12 protein-coding genes are annotated in these 18,394 nt (G+C 70.0%); 7 read left to right on the top strand and 5 right to left on the bottom strand.

The window, feature by feature from the left end; genetic code table 11:
- Positions 1-14: 14 nt before the first annotated feature.
- Positions 15-1,844 carry a long-chain fatty acid--CoA ligase gene (locus tag FFF93_RS04665; RefSeq protein WP_138769956.1) on the bottom strand — a complete coding sequence of 610 codons (1,830 nt, stop codon included), beginning with the start codon at positions 1,842-1,844 and terminating at the stop codon, positions 15-17.
- A gap of 62 nt (positions 1,845-1,906) precedes the next feature.
- On the bottom strand, positions 1,907-3,661 hold the full coding sequence (locus FFF93_RS04670) for a dolichyl-phosphate-mannose--protein mannosyltransferase (RefSeq protein WP_138769955.1): 1,755 nt from the start codon (positions 3,659-3,661) through the stop codon (positions 1,907-1,909).
- Positions 3,662-3,721: 60 nt separating this feature from the next.
- Here FFF93_RS04670 and rsmI point away from each other — a divergent pair, with 60 nt between their 5' ends.
- Positions 3,722-4,627, top strand: coding sequence for a 16S rRNA (cytidine(1402)-2'-O)-methyltransferase (rsmI, locus tag FFF93_RS04675; RefSeq protein WP_138769954.1), 906 nt, complete (start codon positions 3,722-3,724; stop codon positions 4,625-4,627).
- A 199-nt stretch (positions 4,628-4,826) separates the two neighbouring features.
- Positions 4,827-6,326: an NAD-dependent succinate-semialdehyde dehydrogenase gene (locus FFF93_RS04680; protein WP_138769953.1), complete on the top strand. Its 1,500-nt coding sequence runs from the start codon at positions 4,827-4,829 to the stop codon at positions 6,324-6,326.
- On the opposite strand, the gene FFF93_RS04685 is transcribed toward FFF93_RS04680, so the two are convergent.
- The 3 genes from FFF93_RS04685 to FFF93_RS04695 are packed head-to-tail and all read right to left on the bottom strand — an operon-like array spanning position 6,323 to position 11,466.
- A complete protein-coding gene (locus FFF93_RS04685) occupies positions 6,323-8,869 on the bottom strand; it encodes a DUF3488 and transglutaminase-like domain-containing protein (protein ID WP_138769952.1) in 2,547 nt (848 codons plus the stop codon). The two genes, FFF93_RS04680 and FFF93_RS04685, sit on opposite strands and share 4 nt — an antisense overlap.
- Positions 8,866-10,251: a DUF58 domain-containing protein gene (locus FFF93_RS04690; RefSeq protein WP_138769951.1), complete on the bottom strand. Its 1,386-nt coding sequence runs from the start codon at positions 10,249-10,251 to the stop codon at positions 8,866-8,868. Before FFF93_RS04690 ends, FFF93_RS04685 begins: the two co-directional genes overlap by 4 nt.
- Before the next feature lie 15 nt (positions 10,252-10,266).
- Positions 10,267-11,466, bottom strand: coding sequence for a MoxR family ATPase (locus tag FFF93_RS04695; protein WP_138769950.1), 1,200 nt, complete (start codon positions 11,464-11,466; stop codon positions 10,267-10,269).
- Between the two features lie 162 nt (positions 11,467-11,628).
- On the opposite strand from FFF93_RS04695, the gene FFF93_RS04700 reads away from it, so the two are divergent.
- The 5 genes from FFF93_RS04700 (at position 11,629) to FFF93_RS04720 (ending at position 18,042) form a co-directional block, all read left to right on the top strand.
- Positions 11,629-12,561, top strand: a complete 933-nt coding sequence (locus FFF93_RS04700) for a TatD family hydrolase (protein ID WP_138769949.1) — start codon at positions 11,629-11,631, stop codon at positions 12,559-12,561.
- A 280-nt stretch (positions 12,562-12,841) separates the two neighbouring features.
- Entirely contained in the window at positions 12,842-14,023 is a 1,182-nt protein-coding gene (locus FFF93_RS04705) for a resuscitation-promoting factor (RefSeq protein ID WP_261375296.1), read from the top strand.
- Between the two features lie 171 nt (positions 14,024-14,194).
- A complete protein-coding gene (gene rsmA, locus FFF93_RS04710; protein ID WP_138770537.1) occupies positions 14,195-15,061 on the top strand; it encodes a 16S rRNA (adenine(1518)-N(6)/adenine(1519)-N(6))-dimethyltransferase RsmA in 867 nt (288 codons plus the stop codon).
- 104 nt (positions 15,062-15,165) lie between these two features.
- On the top strand, positions 15,166-16,128 hold the full coding sequence (locus FFF93_RS04715) for a 4-(cytidine 5'-diphospho)-2-C-methyl-D-erythritol kinase (RefSeq protein ID WP_138769948.1): 963 nt from the start codon (positions 15,166-15,168) through the stop codon (positions 16,126-16,128).
- Between the two features lie 84 nt (positions 16,129-16,212).
- Positions 16,213-18,042 (top strand): ABC-F family ATP-binding cassette domain-containing protein, encoded by a 1,830-nt coding sequence (locus FFF93_RS04720; RefSeq protein ID WP_138769947.1) that lies wholly within the window; start codon positions 16,213-16,215, stop codon positions 18,040-18,042.
- Positions 18,043-18,394: the final 352 nt, after the last annotated feature.

Consider the following 18,394-nt stretch of genomic DNA (forward strand, 5'->3'; position numbering starts at 1 on the left):
CGGGCGCCGCGGCGCTAGCCGTAGATCCGGTTGATCTGCGCCTCGAAGTCGCGCACGACGGCGGAGCGCTTGAGCTTCAGGGACGGCGTCAGGTGCCCGGACTCGACCGTGAAGTCGGCATCCAGGACCACGAAGGCACGGATCGACTCCGCCTTGGACACCAGCGTGTTGGCCTCGTCGACGGCGGCCTGGATGGCGGCACGGACCTGCTCGCTGACTGCCGCTTCCGCTGTCCCCATGGCGGGAACCCGCTGCGCCGCGCACCAGTTCTCCAGGCCTTCCGGGTCCAGGTTGACCAGGGCGGAGACAAACGGCCGCCCGTCACCGACCACTACGGCCTGCGCCACCAGCTGGTGTTCGCGGATCTTCTCCTCCAGCGGCCCCGGGGCGACGTTTTTGCCGCCCGCGGTGACCAGCAGGTCCTTCTTGCGCCCCGTGATGGTCAGGAAGCCGTCCGCGTCCAGGGAACCCAGGTCGCCGGTGCGGAAGAATCCGTCGACGAACGCCTCGGCGTTGGCCGCCTCGTTTGCGTGGTAGCCCTTGAAGACACCGATGCCCTTGACCAGGATCTCGCCGTCGTCGGCGATCCTGATGGTGGTGCCCGGCACGGGGATCCCCACGGTCCCCACCCGGGTGCGGGTGGGGGTGTTGGCCGTGCAGGGCGCCGTCGTTTCGGTCAGACCATAGCCTTCGAGCACGGGGATGCCGGCGCCTCGGAAGAAGTGCGCGTCGTGGTCACTCAGCGGACTCGCCCCGGAGACCGTGTACCCCAGGCGGCCGCCGAACGCCTGCCGCAGCTTCGGGTACAGCAACCGGTCGAAGACGCCGTGCTTGGCGCGCAGGACCCAGCCGGGGCCGGCGCCGGCACCGCGGGCGGCGGCGTCGAGCGCTTTGGAATATTCGACGGCGACGGCGGCAGCCGTCTCGAAGAGCCGGTCCTTGCCGGCCAGCGCGGCCTTGTGCGCGGCGCCGGCGTAGACCTTTTCGAAGATCCGGGGCACCACGAGCAGGAAGGTCGGCTTGAACGTGCCGAGGTCCTCCAGGAGTTCCTTGGCGTTGGAGGTGTGGCCCAGCGTGGTGCCTGCGCTGAGGCAAATCACCTGGACGGCTCGGGCGAGGACGTGGGCCAGCGGGAGGAACATCAGCGTCCGGGTGTGGGGCTGCAGCAGGATTTCGGGCAGGAACAGGACGATGTTCTTGGCCACGAGGGCGAAGTTGCCGTGGGTGATTTCGCAGCCCTTGGGCCGGCCCGTGGTGCCCGAGGTGTAGACGAGTGAGGCGACGTCGGCGAGGCCGGCCGCGGAGCGCTGCCGCTCCAGCTCGGCGTCGCTGACGCCCGAGCCGGCGGCGGCGAGGCTGGCGAGGTTCGGCGCGGCGCCGTCGTAGTCCATCCGGACGACGCCGAGCAGCCGGTCGCCCAGCAGGCCCGAGCCGTCCAGGACGCCTTGGACCAGGGCGGCCTTCTCCTGGTTTTCAACGAAGACGCGCCGGGCGCCGGAGTCGTGCAGGATCCATTCGACCTGGCTGGCGGAGGAGGTTTCGTAAACGGGGACCGTGACGCCGCCGGCGAACCAGATGGCGAAGTCCACGACGGTCCACTCGTAGCGGGTGGCGGACATGACGGCCACCGTCTCACCCGGGGCCAGGCCGCCGGCGATCAGGCCCTTGGCGAGGGCCCGGATCTGGTCCAGGAACTGCTGGGCCGGGATGTCGGTCCAGCCGGAGGGCCCCTTGCGGGAGTAGAGCGCGTGCACGGGGTCCTTGGCGTGCTGCTCGAGCAGCAGGTCCGTCACATTGCTTTCCGGGTCCAGCTCAACGAGCAGCCCGGTGCTAGCTTCTCTCACAACCCACGTCTCCCGTTCCGGTCCGTGGCCCGGCGGCCCCGGACTCCGTTAGTAATCCTGCCCTAGATCCAGGACGGCATCCACATGCGTAACCGCCAGTCCTGGTAGGAAATCAGCTCCGCGGTCCACACCGGGTAGAAGAATGCCGAGAGCAGCACGGCGGCCACGACGAACAGCGCCACGAGGAACAGGCCGGAGCGGCGCCGCCAGAGCGGGTCCGTGCGCCGGCCCAGCACCAGTCCCAGGCAATAGGTGAGTGCCAGCACCAGGAACGGTTCGAAGGACACCGCATAGAAGAAGAACATGGTGCGTTCGGGGTACAGGAACCAGGGCAGGTAGCCGGCGCCCACTGCGGCCAGGATGGCCCCGGCACGCCAGTCGCGGCGGCCGGCCCACCAGAACAGCAGCACCACGAGGCAAATGGCCGCGCTCCACCAGATCAGCGGATTGCCGACCGAGAGGATGGCAGAGGTGCAGCTGGGCAGTTCACAGCCGTCCGTTCCCTGCTTGGGCGACTCGTAGAAGAACGACGTCGGCCGGCCCAGCACCAGCCAGCTCCAGGCGCTCGCCTCGTACGGGTGGTCCGCGGTCAGGCCCTGGTGGAACTTGTACGCCTCCAGGTGGTAGTGCGCCAGCGAGCGGAGCGAATCCGGAAGCCAGCCCCACTCCGCCGAAGGGTTGGTCTCGGCCCAGTGACGGAAGTACGCGTTGCTGGAGCGGAACCAGCCGGTCCAGGTGGCCGTGTAGACCAGGGCCGCGACGGGGACGATGCTGAGGAAGGCGGGGATGCCGTCTTTGAGGATGCCCCCGGTGATCCAGCCGTGGACGCCCGCGATCCGGCGGGCGCTGAGGTCCCAGAGGACCGTCAGCAGCCCGAAGCCGGCCATAAAGAACAGGGCGGACCATTTGGTGCCGACGGCCAGGCCCAGGCAGACACCGGCAGCCAGACGCCACCAGCGGATTCCCAGCCACGGGCCGGCGGCGAGCTGCAACCGGGAGGGCACCCCGCCGGGGGAGGCCGCGGCCTGCCGGCCGAGCCGCGCCGCGAGCCGGCGCCGGCCGTCGTCGCGGTCCATCAGCAGCGCGCCGAAGGCGGCAAGGACCCAGAACATCAGGAAGATGTCCAGCAGCGAGGTGCGGGACATCACGAGGTGGTGGCCGTCGACCGCCAGCAGCACGCCGGCCACCGCGCCCAGGGTGAGCGAGCGGAACATCTTCTGCGCGATGAGGGCAAGCAGGAAAATGGACAGGGTGCCGGTCAGGGCGGCGCCGAAACGCCAGCCGAACGAGCTCTCCGGCCCGAACAGCCACATGCCGGCGGCGATCATCCACTTGCCTACCGGCGGATGGACCACGTACTCCGGACTCTCCAGCAGCACGCCGGGGTTGCCCGCGATGAAGGCGTCGTTGGCCTTGTCCGGCCACGCCCGCTCGTAACCGCTGACCAGGAACGAATAGCCGTCCTTGACGTAGTAGGTTTCGTCGAAGACCAGGTTGTGCGGGTCGTCCAGCCGCACGAAGCGCAGGATCCCGCCGAGCACCGCGGTCAGTGCGGGGATGAGCCAGAACCACAGGCGCAGCGAGGCCGGGTAGTCCCGCCAGCTGCGGATGTTGCCGATCAGCCGCTGCGTGAGGGCTTCGACGGTGAATGCGTCGTCGGGCCGGCTGATCCAGCGGTGGCCCTCAAGGTTGCGGGGGGTCCCGGCCGGCCCCGGACTTCCGGCGTGGCGGGTACGGTCTGGGCTGGCATCGTCGGGCGCCGATGCGGCTGAACCGGCCTCGGCAGGCCGCATGGGGGTCTGCGTCACGTTGCCCATGCTACCGTTCGCGGCAGGGAATCGTCGGTCCCGCGCGCCCGCCGGCAGTAGGCTGGTGGTGTGGATCCCGAGCAAAGCAGTTCCCCGTCCCCTGCCCCCGCCGACGCTGTTCCGACAGCGGGGACGGCCGCCGGTCCGGGCCGGATCGTGCTGGCCGCCACGCCGATCGGCAATGTCGGGGATGCCTCCGCCCGGCTGATCGGACTCCTGGAGACAGCGGACATCGTGGCCGCCGAGGACACCCGGCGGCTGCACCGGCTGGTACAAAGCCTCGGCATCACCGTGGCCGGCCGGGTGATCAGCTACCACGAACACAATGAGGCCGCCAAGACCGGCGAACTCCTGGACCAGGTGCGGTCCGGGAAGACCCTGGTCATGGTGACCGACGCTGGCATGCCCTCGGTCTCGGATCCCGGCTTCCGCCTGGTGGAGGGCGCCGTCGCCGCCGGGCTCACCGTCACGGCCGTGCCCGGGCCCTCGGCCGTGCTGACCGCGCTCGCCCTCTCCGGGCTGCCGACGGACCGCTTCTGCTTCGAAGGCTTCCTGCCGCGCAAGGCCGGCGAACGGGCCTCCCGGCTCGCGGACCTCGACTCCGAACGGCGCACCATGGTCTTCTTCGAGGCGCCGCACCGGCTGGAGCCCATGCTCCGAGCCCTGCACGAACGCTTCGGGGCCGAGCGGCGGGCGGCCGTCTGCCGGGAACTGACCAAAACCTACGAAGAGGTCATCCGCGGAAACGTCCACGAACTCCTCGAATGGGCCGAGAACAACGAGGTCCGCGGCGAGATCGCCGTCGTGGTGGGAGGCGCTCCGGAACGGGAGCCGGGCAAACCGGAGGACCAGGTCGCCGCCGTCAACGCGCTCATTGCCCAGGGCATCCGGCTGAAGGAGGCGGTCGCGGCCGTCGCCGAGGACGCGAAGGTCAGCAAACGCGAACTTTATTCGGCCGTGCTCGCCGCACGCTGACACCCCTGCCGCCGGCCCTGCCCCGGGCTGCGGCCGCCCTTGTGCAGCTGCACAGCGAAACCCGCGTGGACTAGTGCGCGGATGCGTAGACACTCCGGAGAATCCGGCAGTACCGTGGCAGTAGTCCGGGGCCCGCGGCGCCAAGCCGCCGCGGGGCCGATCAGAAATTTCCGAACCCATTGCTGACGAGGGAGTCATTGTGACTGTAACTGCCCAGCCCACCGTTACCGCGGAGCGCGAAGCCGCACTGCTGGCCTCCGTGCCGACCGGCCTGCTGATTGACGGACAGTGGCGTCCGGCCGCATCCGGCAAGACGTTCGACGTCGAGGACCCCGCCACCGGCAAGGTGCTGCTGAGCCTGGCCGATGCCGGTCCCGAGGACGGCGCCGCCGCCCTCGACGCCGCCGCCGCCGCGCAGGAGTCCTGGGCCAAGGTCCCGCCCCGGGAGCGCGGCGAAATCCTGCGCCGCGCCTTCGACCTCGTCACTGAACGGGCCGATGACTTCGCGCTGCTGATGACCCTGGAGATGGGCAAGCCGCTGGCCGAGGCCCGTGGCGAGGTCACCTACGGCGCGGAATTCCTCCGCTGGTTCTCCGAGGAAGCCGTCCGTGCCTTCGGGCGCTACTCCGTCTCCCCGGACGGCAAGACCCGGCTGCTGGTGACCAAGAAGCCGGTGGGCCCCTGCCTGCTGATCACGCCGTGGAACTTCCCGCTGGCCATGGCCACCCGCAAGATCGCCCCCGCCGTCGCGGCCGGCTGCACCATGGTGCTGAAGTCCGCGAACCTCACGCCGCTGACCTCGCAGCTCTTCGCCGCCGTCATGCTCGAAGCCGGCCTCCCCGCCGGTGTGCTGAACGTGATCCCCACCTCGACCGCCGGCGCCACCACCGGCCCGCTGATCAAGGACTCCCGGCTCCGCAAGCTCTCCTTCACCGGTTCCACCGAGGTCGGCCGGCGGCTGCTCGCGGACGCCTCCGAGACGGTGCTGCGGACCTCGATGGAGCTCGGCGGCAACGCCCCGTTCGTGGTGTTCGAGGACGCCGACGTCGACGCTGCCGTGGCCGGGGCGATGCTGGCGAAGCTGCGCAACATGGGTGAGGCCTGCACCGCGGCCAACCGGTTCATCGTGCACGAGTCCGTCGCCGACGAATTCGCGGAGAAGTTCGCCGCGAAGATGGCAGAGATGACGACGGCCCGCGGCACCGAAGCGGAATCCAAGGTCGGCCCGCTGATCGACGCGAAGAGCCGCGACAAGGTCCACGAACTCGTTACCGACGCGGTGTCCGCCGGTGCGGTTGCCGTGCTGGGCGGCTCCGCCGTCGAAGGCCCCGGCTACTTCTACCAGCCCACGATCCTCACCGGCGTCACCGAGGGCACCCGGATCCTGTCCGAGGAAATCTTCGGCCCGGTCGCCCCGATCATCACCTTCGACACCGAGGACGAAGCCGTCCGGCTCGCGAACAACACCGAATACGGCCTCGTGGCCTACGTCTTCACCCGGGACCTGAACCGGGGCATCCGGATGGGCGAGAGGCTCGAGACGGGCATGCTGGGCCTGAACGCGGGCGTGGTGTCCAACGCGGCCGCCCCGTTCGGCGGCGTCAAGCAGTCCGGGCTCGGGCGCGAGGGCGGCCTCGAAGGCATCGAGGAGTACCTCTACACCCAGTACATCGGCATCGCCGACCCCTACGCCGGCTAGCCGCGGCGGAGCCTGCGGGCGGCGTCGCGGATCCTGGACCAGGACTCCGCGGCGACCCGGCCGGCGCTCTTCGCCGGGCCCGAGGCCGCGTGCAGCGGCCTCGACGCCCGGCTTCGCCAGTGTGCCAGCAGTGAGGGCGGCAGCCAGGTGGCGCGCAGCCGGGTCCACCACGACGCGTTCTCCCGCAGGGCATCCCGGACCGCGGCGATCCGGTCCGCGGAGGCGCCGCCGGCCGGCGTACCGGCATCGGGCCGGCCGTACTGCTGGCGTTCAAAGTCAGAGGTCAGCTCCGCCACGGCGGCCTGTGCCCCCGCCTCAGCGCCGCCCGGCGCGTCCGGGCCCACCACCGGGCCGCCCAGCGCGTCCGGGCCCACCACCGGGCCGCCCAGGGCCGAGGACCCGCGCAGCCGTGCGGCGAAGTGCCGCGGGGATTCGCTGTCCCGCGGCGGAACGCGGAAGTCTGTGGCCAGGTCCAGCAGCTCGGCCCAGGCCGGCGCCGCGGCCCCGGATTGGCCGGCTCCGGCCAGCTTCAGCCGGCGCCGCCGGAGGCCACCGCGCGCCAGTGCCGGGGTTGCCAGCAGCAGAAGCACCAGCAGCACGCCGCCGGTCCCGTACAGCAGCGGGATCAGCCGGTTGCCGGACCCGGCCTCGCCGCCGGGGCCGGGCAGCGGAAGCGGGGCGGGCGCCGGCGCCGCGCTCGGCTTCGGGTCGTCCTTGGGGATCAGGCCGTCATTGTTTTGGTTGGTGCTGGCGCCGCTGGGCGCGGCCGGCTCGACGGCGTAGGCCGGCACCACACCGCGGGACGGCGTCGGCTCGAATGCCACCCAGCCGACGCCCTGGAAGTAGAGCTCGGGCCAGGCGTGCGCGTCGCGGGCATCAACCTCGTACTCGGGCAGCGCCCCCTGGCCTGGGATCGACACCGTGGCCCCGGTGGGCCGGCCCGGTGCGTAGCCGACGGCGACCCGGCTTGGGATCCCTTCCAGCCGCGCCATCACGGCCATGGCCGAGGCGAAGTGGATGCAGTAGCCGCTCTTCTGGGCCAGGAAGTCCGACAGTACGGACAGCCCGTTCCCGTCGTAGCCGCCCTGGACGGGGGACTGGAGCGAGTAGCGGAACTCCACGGATCGCAGGTACTTCTGGATCGCCATTGCCTTGGCGTAGCCGGTGCTGCTCCCGGCCGTGACCGCATCGGCGGTCTGGCGCACAATCTGTGGGACGTTGCCGGGGATCCGGGTGAAGATGTCCGGAATGCCGCGCGCCGGGGCGGATGCCTGCGCCAGCGTTGCCGCCGACAGCTTCGGCGCCACGGACATCACCACGTACTGCTGGTTGCGGGAGTTCAGGTCCACGCCCTTGATGCTCAGGGTGGCCGGGTCCCAGGTCCACCGGCCGGTCAGCCCGTTGACCGCCTCGGGCGCGTAGGGCACCGGCAGGTAGGGGCTGGTGAACTGGCCGGTGTTGACGGCCGTGACCACCCGGACCTGCTCTTCGACGGTCGAATCGACTCCCGGGTCGATCCTCCCGGTGCCCAGCCTGCGGCTGGCGTCGCGGTCGTCGGGCGACCAGGAATCGCCGTCGAAGCCGTCCACGGTGACCGAGCGCAGGTAGGGCGCCGTCGCGGCGTTGGTGGCGTACGTGATCCGGCCGGTGCCGGTGGGGCTGCGCAGGCTGTTGCCCAGGCTGATCATCGGATTCAGCCCGTTGGCGGTGCCCCAGGGGTTCAGCCGGGAGCCCTGCGGGAAGGTGCCCTGGTCGAAGCCCGGGACCACCAGCTGGAGCAGGAGTGTGAGGGCCAGCGCCATGGCCCCGGTCAGGGTGGCGCGTTTCAGCTGGCCCGGGTTGTGCGCCGTGTCCGCCCGGGCTCCGGAGCCCGGATGGAACCAGTTGCTGCAGGCAAGGATCATCAGGTAGCCGACGGCTGCCCCGGTGAAACCCAGCCAGCCGACGCTCTGCGGCTTGACCATGGCCGGGACCACCAGGATGGCCAGGATCCCGAGCCCGCTGGTTGCCGGCAGCGAGAGCGGCAGGGCGAGCGCGTCGACCAGGATCACGAGCAGGCCCAGCACTCCGCAGATCAGCAGCACGATGCCGGCGTTGGGCGCCACCGGCGTGCTCTCGGCCAGGACGGTCTCGCTGGCACGCCGCAGGTAACGCTGCAGCTGGACCAGGGTGTCGCCGGAGGGGATGAAACCGGCGATGCTGTGCTGCCGGAAGAAGGTGAACGTGAGCACCAGGGCCAGCGCCAGGAAGCCGCCGGCGCCGACCAGGACCCCGCGCAGCCGCAGGGCCCGGAGCCCCGCCATCGTCATCGCCACGGTGAAGACCGTGGTGAGCACGGCCGGATACCAAGCCCACCCGCGCAGCACACCGTTGAGTCCCAGCGCCGCACCTGCCACCGCAACCGCGACGGCGAGCCCCATTGCCCAGGGCTCGACGACGGCCCGGTCCCGCCGGGCGGCCCCTTCCGGTGCCGGGGCGGCCCGCCGGTCGTCGTCGGAGGCCGGGCTCCCGGCGGCCGGGCCGCGGTGCGGTGCCAGGGTCATCGCCGGCCTCCCGCGCCGCGGCGCACATCGGCAGCAGCCGTGAGCCCCGGGGATCCGCCCTGGTCGAAGGCCGACCAGGCGGCCGGGAGCGGGGTGGCCGCGGAGACGGCCACGGCGTGCCAGCCGCCGCGGCGAAGGATTTCCAGGACCGGGCCGGTGTCAGCTCCGCGGTCGGTGATGACGAGGGCGAAGGCATTCGCGCCGAACCCTGCCGCCGGGGCGAGGGCCCCCGCCTCGGCCGCCGAGAGCCGCCCCAGGATCGCGAGGATGGGCCCGCGGAGCCGGTGGGCCGAGAGCTTGTCCATCAGCCGGTCGTCGAACGGCTGCGGACCGGCGTCGGCGCTCGGGTGGTGCGGCCCGGTGAGCTGGATCGCCGCGAGGCTCTCCGCGATGGACTGCAGGCCGCCGGCACCGGAGTATTCGTCGGCTTCCGGTTCGGGCGCCGACGGGGAATGCAGGAACGCCGGGTCGCCGGCCGGGTCCAGGCAGCGCAGCGCGTAGTTGCGCTCGCCCAGGTGGGCGCTGATGGACATGGCTGCTGTAACGGCCCACTCGAACGCGTCGGTGGTGACGAGTTCGTGCGCGTCGGCCGCGCTGCCGCCGGCGACGTAGCCGGCGCCATGGGAGTAGGCCAGGAACCGCTGGTCCAGGATGATCGTGGCCTCCGGCGTCGTGACGGATTCCTCCTGGCGGACCATGAGCGAACCGTGGCGGGCCGTCGCCGCCCAGTGCACCCGGCGCATCGGGTCACCGTTCCGGTACTCGCGGGTCATCACGTCGTCGTCGCTGGGATTGGCGCGGATCCGCGTCGCCGTGACGCCGTCGTGGCCGCGTGCGCCGGCCAGCCCGGTTTCGGGGAGCTCGACGGCGGCCGGGGTGACGGTGAGGATGTCGCCGGCGTCGATCGCGTGGCGGTGCACGGAGAGTCCGAACGGGTCGCTGAACTCGGCCGTGACCGGCCCGATCAGGAACTGGCCGCGCTTCGCGCTCCGCAACTGGTACTCGTAACGGCTGGACCCCGCGGTGGCCGTCCGCGCCGGGAAACGGAAGACCGGAGACTGCCCGAACCGCGAGGGCAGCTGCTCCTCCATCAGGGCGTGGCCGGTGCCGGGGCCGGTGCGCGCCACCGCCAGCCGGACCGTGGTGGTAGCGGATGTCTCCACCGGGGAGGGGTTGAACTCCCGGTAGACCTGGAACCGGGGCTTCAACACCCGGGTCCCGGCAAGGGAGAGCAACGGCAGGACCAGCAGCAGCAGGGCCAGCGCCAGCAAGTCGCGGCGTCCCATCACCTGGGCTGCCAGCAGGGACAGGATCCCAGCCCCGAGCAGGCCCCAGCCACGGGAGCTGAAGATGTTCCTCGGTAACCGGTCCAGCAACGCCACGGCTGCGCCAGCTCCCTAGCGGCTTGTGGGGGTCGCGGAGGGCTGTGCGGCGGAGCGGGGCCGTCCATTGTCGCGGCCGGCCCGGGACAACGCCGCGGATGTGTCCTGCCCGACCGGCACCTTTGCGAGGATGGACCGGATGACGCTCTGCGGCGTCTCGCCGGTGCTGGCCGCCTTCCGGTCCAGGATGATCCGGTGCGCCAGCACCGATTCGGCGACGCTCACGACGTCGTCCGGCAGCACAAAGTCCCGGCCTTCCAGCGCGGCGGTGGCCTTCGCGGCCCGCAGCAGCTGCAGCATGGAGCGGGGGCTGGCGCCCAGCCGGAGCATGGAGCTTTCCCTCGTGGCACGGCCCAGGGCGACCGTGTACTCCTTGATCGACTGGGACACGTACACCTGCTGGACGGTGGCGATCATGGCGGCCACCTCGTCGGCGGTGACCACGGCCGTCACCCGGGCCAGGGGGGACGTGGCCTGATGGGTCTCCAGCATCTCCATCTCGGAGTCCTTGTCCGGGTAGCCCATCGAGATGCGGGCCATAAAGCGGTCCCGCTGTGCTTCCGGCAGCGGGTAGGTGCCCTCCATCTCGATCGGGTTCTGGGTGGCCACCACCATAAACGGCTCGTCGAGCTTGTAGGAGTTCCCGTCCACCGTGACCTGGTGCTCCTCCATGCACTCCAGCAGCGCGGACTGGGTCTTGGCGGAGGCGCGGTTGATCTCATCGCCGATCACGATGTTCGCGAACACCGCGCCGGGCCGGAACTCGAACATCCGTGAGGCCTGGTTGTAGATGGAGACCCCGGTGACGTCGGAGGGCAGCAGGTCAGGAGTGAACTGGATCCGGCTGACCGAACAGTCGATGGTGCGGGCCAGGGTCTTCGCCAGCAGGGTCTTGCCCACGCCCGGGACGTCCTCCAGCAGCAGGTGGCCCTGGGCGAGGAGCACGGTCAGGGCCAGCTTTGCCGCCTCGGCCTTGCCGTCGATCACGGTGTTGATGGCGCGCAGGATGCGCTCGCTGGCGGTGTGGAAGGCCTCGGCTTCCATCGGCGCGGGCAGGGTGGGTCCCGACTGCCTCCGGCTGCCGTTGCCGCTGGCGCCGGCGGCCGCGGTTCCGGAGGCGCTTCCGGCCGTGGACCCGGATGCAGCCGGATCGTGCGGGAAGCCCTGCCGTTCCGGCAGCGCTTCGTCTACGGAGGTGCGTCGGTGGTAGTCCATCGGCAGCCTTTCAGCCCTGGTGCGGCCCGGGCGGAGCGGCAGCGTCTGCCGGGAACCCCATCTCGTGCACGCCTGTATTCCTAACAGCGTACTAACACAACTGACGATGCAGACAGAGAGTTCCGGGTAATTCTCCGAGCACCCCGCGGCTAGGCTGGATGAATGTGCAATCCGCTCACTCCCGCCCCCTTCCGCGCGACCGGCAGCGACGCGGCCGACGGCGGTCCCTCCGGAACCGGTTCCTCCGGCCGGAAAGGGTACCCGCCCGCGCCGGAGCCCCTGCCCTTCCCGGTCATGGACAACCACACGCACCTGGACTTCCCGGACGCTGATTCGTCCCGTGGGGGTCCGGCGGTCAGTATCAAGGACGCCCTCGATGCCGCCGAGGCCGTGGGGGTCCGGGGCGCCGTGCAGGTGGGCTGCGACCTGGAATCGTCCCGTTTCACCGTGCAGGCCGTGGAGCAGGACTCCCGGCTGCTGGGCGCCGTCGCACTGCACCCCAACGACGCCCCCGCGTACGCCGCCCGCGGCGAACTCGAGGAGGCCCTCGCTGAGATCGAGGCCCTCGCGGCCCACCCGCGGATCCGGGCCATCGGGGAGACCGGCCTCGATTTCTTCCGCACCGAGGGGGAGGGGCTGGTCCAGCAGCGGTACTCGTTCCGCCGGCACATCGACATCGCCAAGCGGCTCGGCCTGACGCTGCAGATCCATGACCGCGACGCGCACGAGGACGTGGTGCAGGTGCTCCGCGAAGAGGGGCCGCCGCAGCGCGTGGTCTTCCATTGCTTCTCCGGCGGAGAGGAACTGGCCCGCACCTGCAACAGCGAGGGCTGGTACATGTCCTTCGCCGGCACGGTGACGTTCAAGAATGCGGCGAACCTGCGCGCCGCGCTGGCCATCGCCGAACCCGGCCGGCTGCTGGTCGAGACGGATGCCCCGTTCCTGACCCCGCACCCGCACCGGGGAAGGCCGAACGCCAGTTACATGGTTCCGTACACGGTCCGGGCGATGGCGGAATTGACAGGCCGGGAGCTGTCCGGGCTGTGTGCCCAGTTGGCCGAAAACACGCTTCAGGCGTACGGTTCCTGGGACTAAATCTGGCCCCCGGCGTCACTGTGGCAACATACCGAGTATGCACAAAATCTTGGTTGGTTTATAACGCTACGGTTACAGTGGTCAACTATTAGCCGGGGTCGGGGAAGGCCTTCGGATAATTTCACTCCCTCCGGGCGCGCACTGCGGTAAAGAATCCACGTGTGCGCTCTCGTTTGGGGGTGTGGCGGTGCTCGCGTTTTCCGCAAATATCCGGACCCGTCCGGAGCTGCCCTGGGGGTGTTTGCGCCGGGGAAACGTGTGCGCTTATCCCCGTGCCCGGATGGTCCAAAAGATATGGGCAATCGTGGTCAAGTTCTTCACATCGGACGGCAAGGTTAGTTTCGTCAAGGTCGGCGCGCAGCTGGTGGTGCTCATGGCACTGGTGCTGGGCCTCGTCGCCTTCGTCGGCAACAACAAGACGGTCACCCTGAACGTCGACGGCAAAGTGAGCTCCGTCCAGACGTTCGGCGGCACCGTCGGCCAGGTGGTCCGGGCCGCCAAGGTGGAGCTGCAGTCCGCCGACAAGGTCTCGCCCTCGGCCGACTCCCATGTGCAGGACGGATCCGTCATCAACGTCAACCTCGCCAAGGCCGTGAAGGTCAGCGTGGACGGTGCGGAGCGGACGATTAACACCACCGCACCCACCGTGGCCTCCCTGGTGAGCGAACTCGGCGTCGCCAGCGCCTCGGAAGTTTCCGCCCCCAAGGACGCGCAGCTCGCCGTCTCCGGCTCCTTCGTCAGCATTTCGACGCCGAAGTCCGTGACCATCGTCGCCGACGGCAAGGCCACCCAGACCACCACGACGGCGGCCACCGTCGGGAACCTGCTCGCCGACGCCGGCATCAAGCTCGGCGCCAGCGACCGCACCTCCCAGCCGGCCAATGCCCCCGTCGTCAACAACATGGTCGTCAAGGTGTCCCGGGTGGACGCCACCAAGACCGCGGACTCCACCGAGGCCATCCCGTTCGAGACCCTCACCACCGAAGACGCGACCATGCTCAAGGGTGAGAAGACGGTCACCCAGGCCGGCGCCGCCGGAAGCATCAGCAAGAGCTTCAAACTGGTGCTGGTGGACGGCCGCGAGGCCTCCCGGACGCTCGTTTCCCAGAACATCACCCTCCAGCCGGTGACCGAAAAGGTCACGGTCGGCACCAAGGAGAAGCCCAAGGCCGACGTCGCCGCAGCCGCGAACACCGGCGCCGCAGCCCCCGCGATGATGAACGAAGCCATGTGGGACAAGATCGCCCAGTGCGAGTCCGGCGGCAACTGGTCCATCAACACCGGCAACGGCTACTACGGCGGCCTGCAGTTCGACATCCGCACCTGGGTGGGCTCCGGCGGCGGCGCCTACGCCCCGAACGCCAGCCAGGCCACCAAGGCCCAGCAGATCGACATCGCCAACCGGGTCTACGCCCAGCGCGGCCTGTCGCCCTGGGGCTGCGGCTGGGCAGCGTCCCGCTAAGGAACCACACGAAGGAATCCCGCGGCGCCTGACCTGCGCCGCGCAGGACTTCAACTGGCTGTCGAAGGCCGGTCCCGGACCCCGGGGCCGGCCTTCGCCGTTGCCGCCGCGGGATAGGATACCTAGGTGACTGAACCGACCCCCTCCGCCGCCGTCGAGCCTGCCGGGAAGCTGCCCGCAGGCACTCCCGCGCCCCTCCTTGGCGCCACCGACATCCGCAGGCTGGCCGAGGAAATTGGGGTCCGCCCCACCAAGACGCTGGGCCAGAACTTCGTCATCGACGGAAACACCATCCGCCGCATCGTCGCCGCCGCGGGCATCGGCGCGGAGGAATCGGTCCTCGAGGTCGGACCCGGTCTCGGCTCGCTGACCCTGGGCCTGTTGGACGCCGCCAAGGCGGTCGTCGCCGTCGAAATCGACCCGGTGCTGGCCGGCAAGCTCCCCGCCACCGTCAGCCGGTGGCGCCCCGAGGCCGGGGAAAACTTCCACCTGGTCCTCGCCGACGCGATGAAAGTCACCGAACTGCCGGTGCAGCCGACGGCGCTGGTCGCCAACCTGCCCTACAACGTTGCCGTCCCGGTCGTCCTGCACCTGCTGCAGTACTTCCCGAGCCTGCAGCACGGCTTGGTCATGGTCCAGGACGAGGTTGCCGACCGGCTGGCGGCGCCCCCGGGCTCCAAGACCTACGGCGTCCCCTCGGTGAAGGCGGCCTGGTACAGCAGTATGCGCAAGGCCGGCGTGATCGGGATGAATGTCTTCTGGCCGGCGCCCAAGATCCACTCCGGGCTCGTCGCCTTCACCCGCCGGGAACCGCCGGCCACCACCGCCACCCGGGAAGCGGTCTTCGCCGTCATCGACGCGGCCTTCGCGCAGCGGCGCAAGACCCTCCGGGCCGCCCTGGCCGGCTGGGCCGGGAGCGCCGTCGAGGCCGAGCGCTGCCTCCGGGCCGCCGGTGTGGACCCCAGTGCCCGCGGCGAAGTCCTCGACATTGCCGACTTTGCCCGGATCGCCGAAGCGCACGCCCAGCCGTCGTCCTGACCGGAGCCGCGGCCGCGGGAGCCCCCGCCGCGGCTAGTGCTGTTCCTTCCCGGGAGTGCCTCTCCTGCTTGGAGCCACGGGCCGCCATGCCATAGCGTGGAGCCATGAACGCAGTGAGAGGGCGCTTTTCCGCGAGGACCGTCCGGGTCAAGGCACCGGGCAAAGTCAACGTCTCACTGGATGTCGGGCCGCTGCGCGCGGACGGCTACCACTCGGTCGCCAGCGTCTACCTGGCGGTCTCGCTCTATGAAGAAGTCGCGGCCACCAGCACGGACACCGGGGAGATCACGGTCAGCATCAGCCCGGCCAGCACCCTGGACCTTGACGGCGTCGACATTCCGCTCGACGAGCGCAACCTCGCGTACAAGGCGGCGGCCATCATGACCGACGTCTCGGAGCACTCCACCGGCGTCCACCTGGAGATCACCAAACGCGTGCCGGTTGCCGGCGGCATGGGCGGCGGCTCGGCCGATGCCGCGGCGACCCTGCTGGCCTGCGACGCCCTGTGGGACAGTGGGCTCTCGCGCGACGAGCTGGCCCACCTGGCCGCCGAACTCGGCGCGGACGTGCCTTTCTCGCTGCTGGGAGGCACCGCCGTCGGACTGGGCGTGGGCGACGAGCTGTCGCCGGCCCTGGTCAAGGCACAGACCGACTGGGTTCTGGTGACCGCGGACTTTGGCCTGTCCACTCCGGAGGTCTTCCGCACCCTGGACCGGTTGCGGGCCGCCGAAGGGGTGGAGATCGAGGAGCCCACCTCGGTGGATCCGCGGGTCCTTGCCGCCCTCCGCAGCGGCGACGCGGACGCGCTGAGCCGTGTCCTCGTCAACGACCTGCAGCGCGCCTCGATTGAGCTGGCGCCCGGGCTGCGCGACGTACTGGGACTCGGCGAATCCTGCGGCGCGATCGCCGGCATCGTCTCCGGGTCGGGGCCCACCGTGGCGCTGCTGGCGCACGGTGCGGCCGCCGCGGAGGGGCTCGCCGGGGAACTCCGGCATCACGGCCTCGACGCCATGGCCGTCCACGGTCCGGTGCACGGTGCCCGCATCATCTCCGATACGCTCCTTTAATAGCTTTGGCCGCATCGACGGCAGAACCACCCGAGGCCAACAGCGCCTCTAGCTCGACCATTACCTCTAGGAAAGCAGTTCCCCGTGGCACACCTGCTCGGCGGCGAGAACCTCACGGTCTCGTACGCAACCCGTACCGTCCTCGATGGCATTACCCTCGGCCTTGAAGAGGGCGACCGGATCGGCATGGTGGGCCGCAACGGCGACGGCAAGTCGACCCTCATGCGGCTCCTCGCCATGCGCGCCACCCCGGACTCCGGCCGGGTGACCAAGCGCAGCGAGGTCAACATCGGATACCTGGACCAGAGTGACGTGCTCGACGGCGACCTCACCGTCGGCGCCGCGATCGTCGGCGACCAGGCCGACTATGAATGGGCGCGCAATCCCCAGATCCGCGAAGTCATGGGCGGCCTCGTGTCCGACGTCGACTGGCACGCGAACGTCCATGCCCTCTCCGGCGGGCAGAAGCGGCGGGTGGCGCTCGCCAAGCTGCTGATCGAGGACCACGACGTCATCATGCTCGACGAGCCGACCAACCACCTCGATGTCGAAGGCGTCGCCTGGCTCTCCCGGCACCTTAAGACGCGCTGGCGGCCCAACCAGGGCGCCTTCCTCGTGGTCACCCACGACCGCTGGTTCCTCGATGAAGTCTGCAACAAGACGTGGGAAATCCACGACGGCATCATGGACCCGTTCGACGGCGGCTACGCCGCCTATGTGCTGGCCCGTGCCGAACGCGACCGGTCGGCGTCCGTGATGGAAAGCAAGCGCCAGCAGCTCGTCAAGAAGGAACTGGCCTGGCTGCGCCGCGGCGCCCCGGCCCGCACGGCCAAGCCCAAGTTCCGGATCGAGGCGGCCAACGCCCTGATCGCCGACGTCCCGGAGCCGCGCGACTCGACGGCGCTGAGCAAGATGGCCACCGCCCGGCTCGGCAAGGACGTGCTGGATCTGGAAAACGTCTCGCTGGACTTCCTCGGCGGCTCAGCCGGGCAGAAGCTCTTCGACAACATCACCCTGCGGCTGGCGCCCGGCGAACGGCTGGGCCTGGTGGGCGTCAACGGCGCCGGCAAAACCACCCTGCTCAAGCTGCTCAACGGCGAGATCCAGCCGACCTCGGGCAAGGTCAAGCGCGGCAAGACCGTGGTCACCGCCGTCCTTAGCCAGGAGGTCAAGGAGCTCGACGACGTGTCGGACCTCCGCGTGATCGAGGTGATCGAGCGGGAAAAGCGCTCCTTCAACGTCGGCGGCAAGGAATTCACCGCCGGCCAGCTGGTGGAGCAGCTCGGGTTCACCAACGAGAAACAGTGGACCCCGGTCAAGGACCTCTCCGGTGGCGAACGCCGGCGGCTCCAGCTCCTGCGCCTGCTCGTGGGGGAACCCAACGTGCTCATGCTTGACGAGCCCACCAACGACCTTGACACCGACACCCTGGCCGCCGTCGAAGACGTGCTGGACGGCTGGCCGGGCACGCTCGTGGTGGTCAGCCACGACCGCTACCTGCTCGAACGTGTCACGGATCACCAGATGGCGCTCCTGGGCGACGGCAAGATCCGCGCGCTGCCGCGCGGCGTGGACCAGTACCTGGAACTGCGCGAGGCGGCGATGGCCGGCTCCACGATCACCGGCGGCGGCAACCCGGTCACCGCCGCCAGCGGCAGTTCCGCCCCGGCAGCCTCCGGCCCCTCGGAAGCCGAAAAACGCGATGCCCGCAAGGCCAAGAACCGGATCGACCGTCAGCTGGGCAAGCTGCAGCAGCAGGAAGACAAAATCCACGCCCAGATGACCGCCGGGGCCGGCGACGCCAGCAAGTTCGACGAGCTCGCGGCGTTGAACGCCAAACTCCGGGAACTCGCTGCCGAACGCGAAGCCCTCGAACTGGAATGGCTCGAAGCCCTCGAAGTCCTCGGCGAATAAGCCCTCCGCGGTCCGTTCCGCAGGACATGTCCAGTGCGCAGCGCCAGGAATGGGCATGCCCGCTGCCGCCCTTCCGGGCCCGTGGACATGTCCAGCGGCCAGGCTAAGGGATGGGCATGTCCTTTCCAGATCTCCAGGACTAAGGGACATGTCCAGCGGCCAGTCTCAGGGATGGGCATAGTGCGTATATGTCCACTGCCCGCAGCCAGGAATGGGCATGTCCCTCGGGTGGACGCGGAGGGGCCGGTTGGACATGTCCCGTGTGCACTTCGAGGAATGAGCATGTCCCTTCCCGCTCTCCAGGACCGAGGGGCATGTCCAGCGGCCAGGCTCAGGAATGGGCATAGTGCGT

The organism is Arthrobacter sp. KBS0702 (assembly GCF_005937985.2).
Lineage (GTDB): Bacteria > Actinomycetota > Actinomycetes > Actinomycetales > Micrococcaceae > Arthrobacter.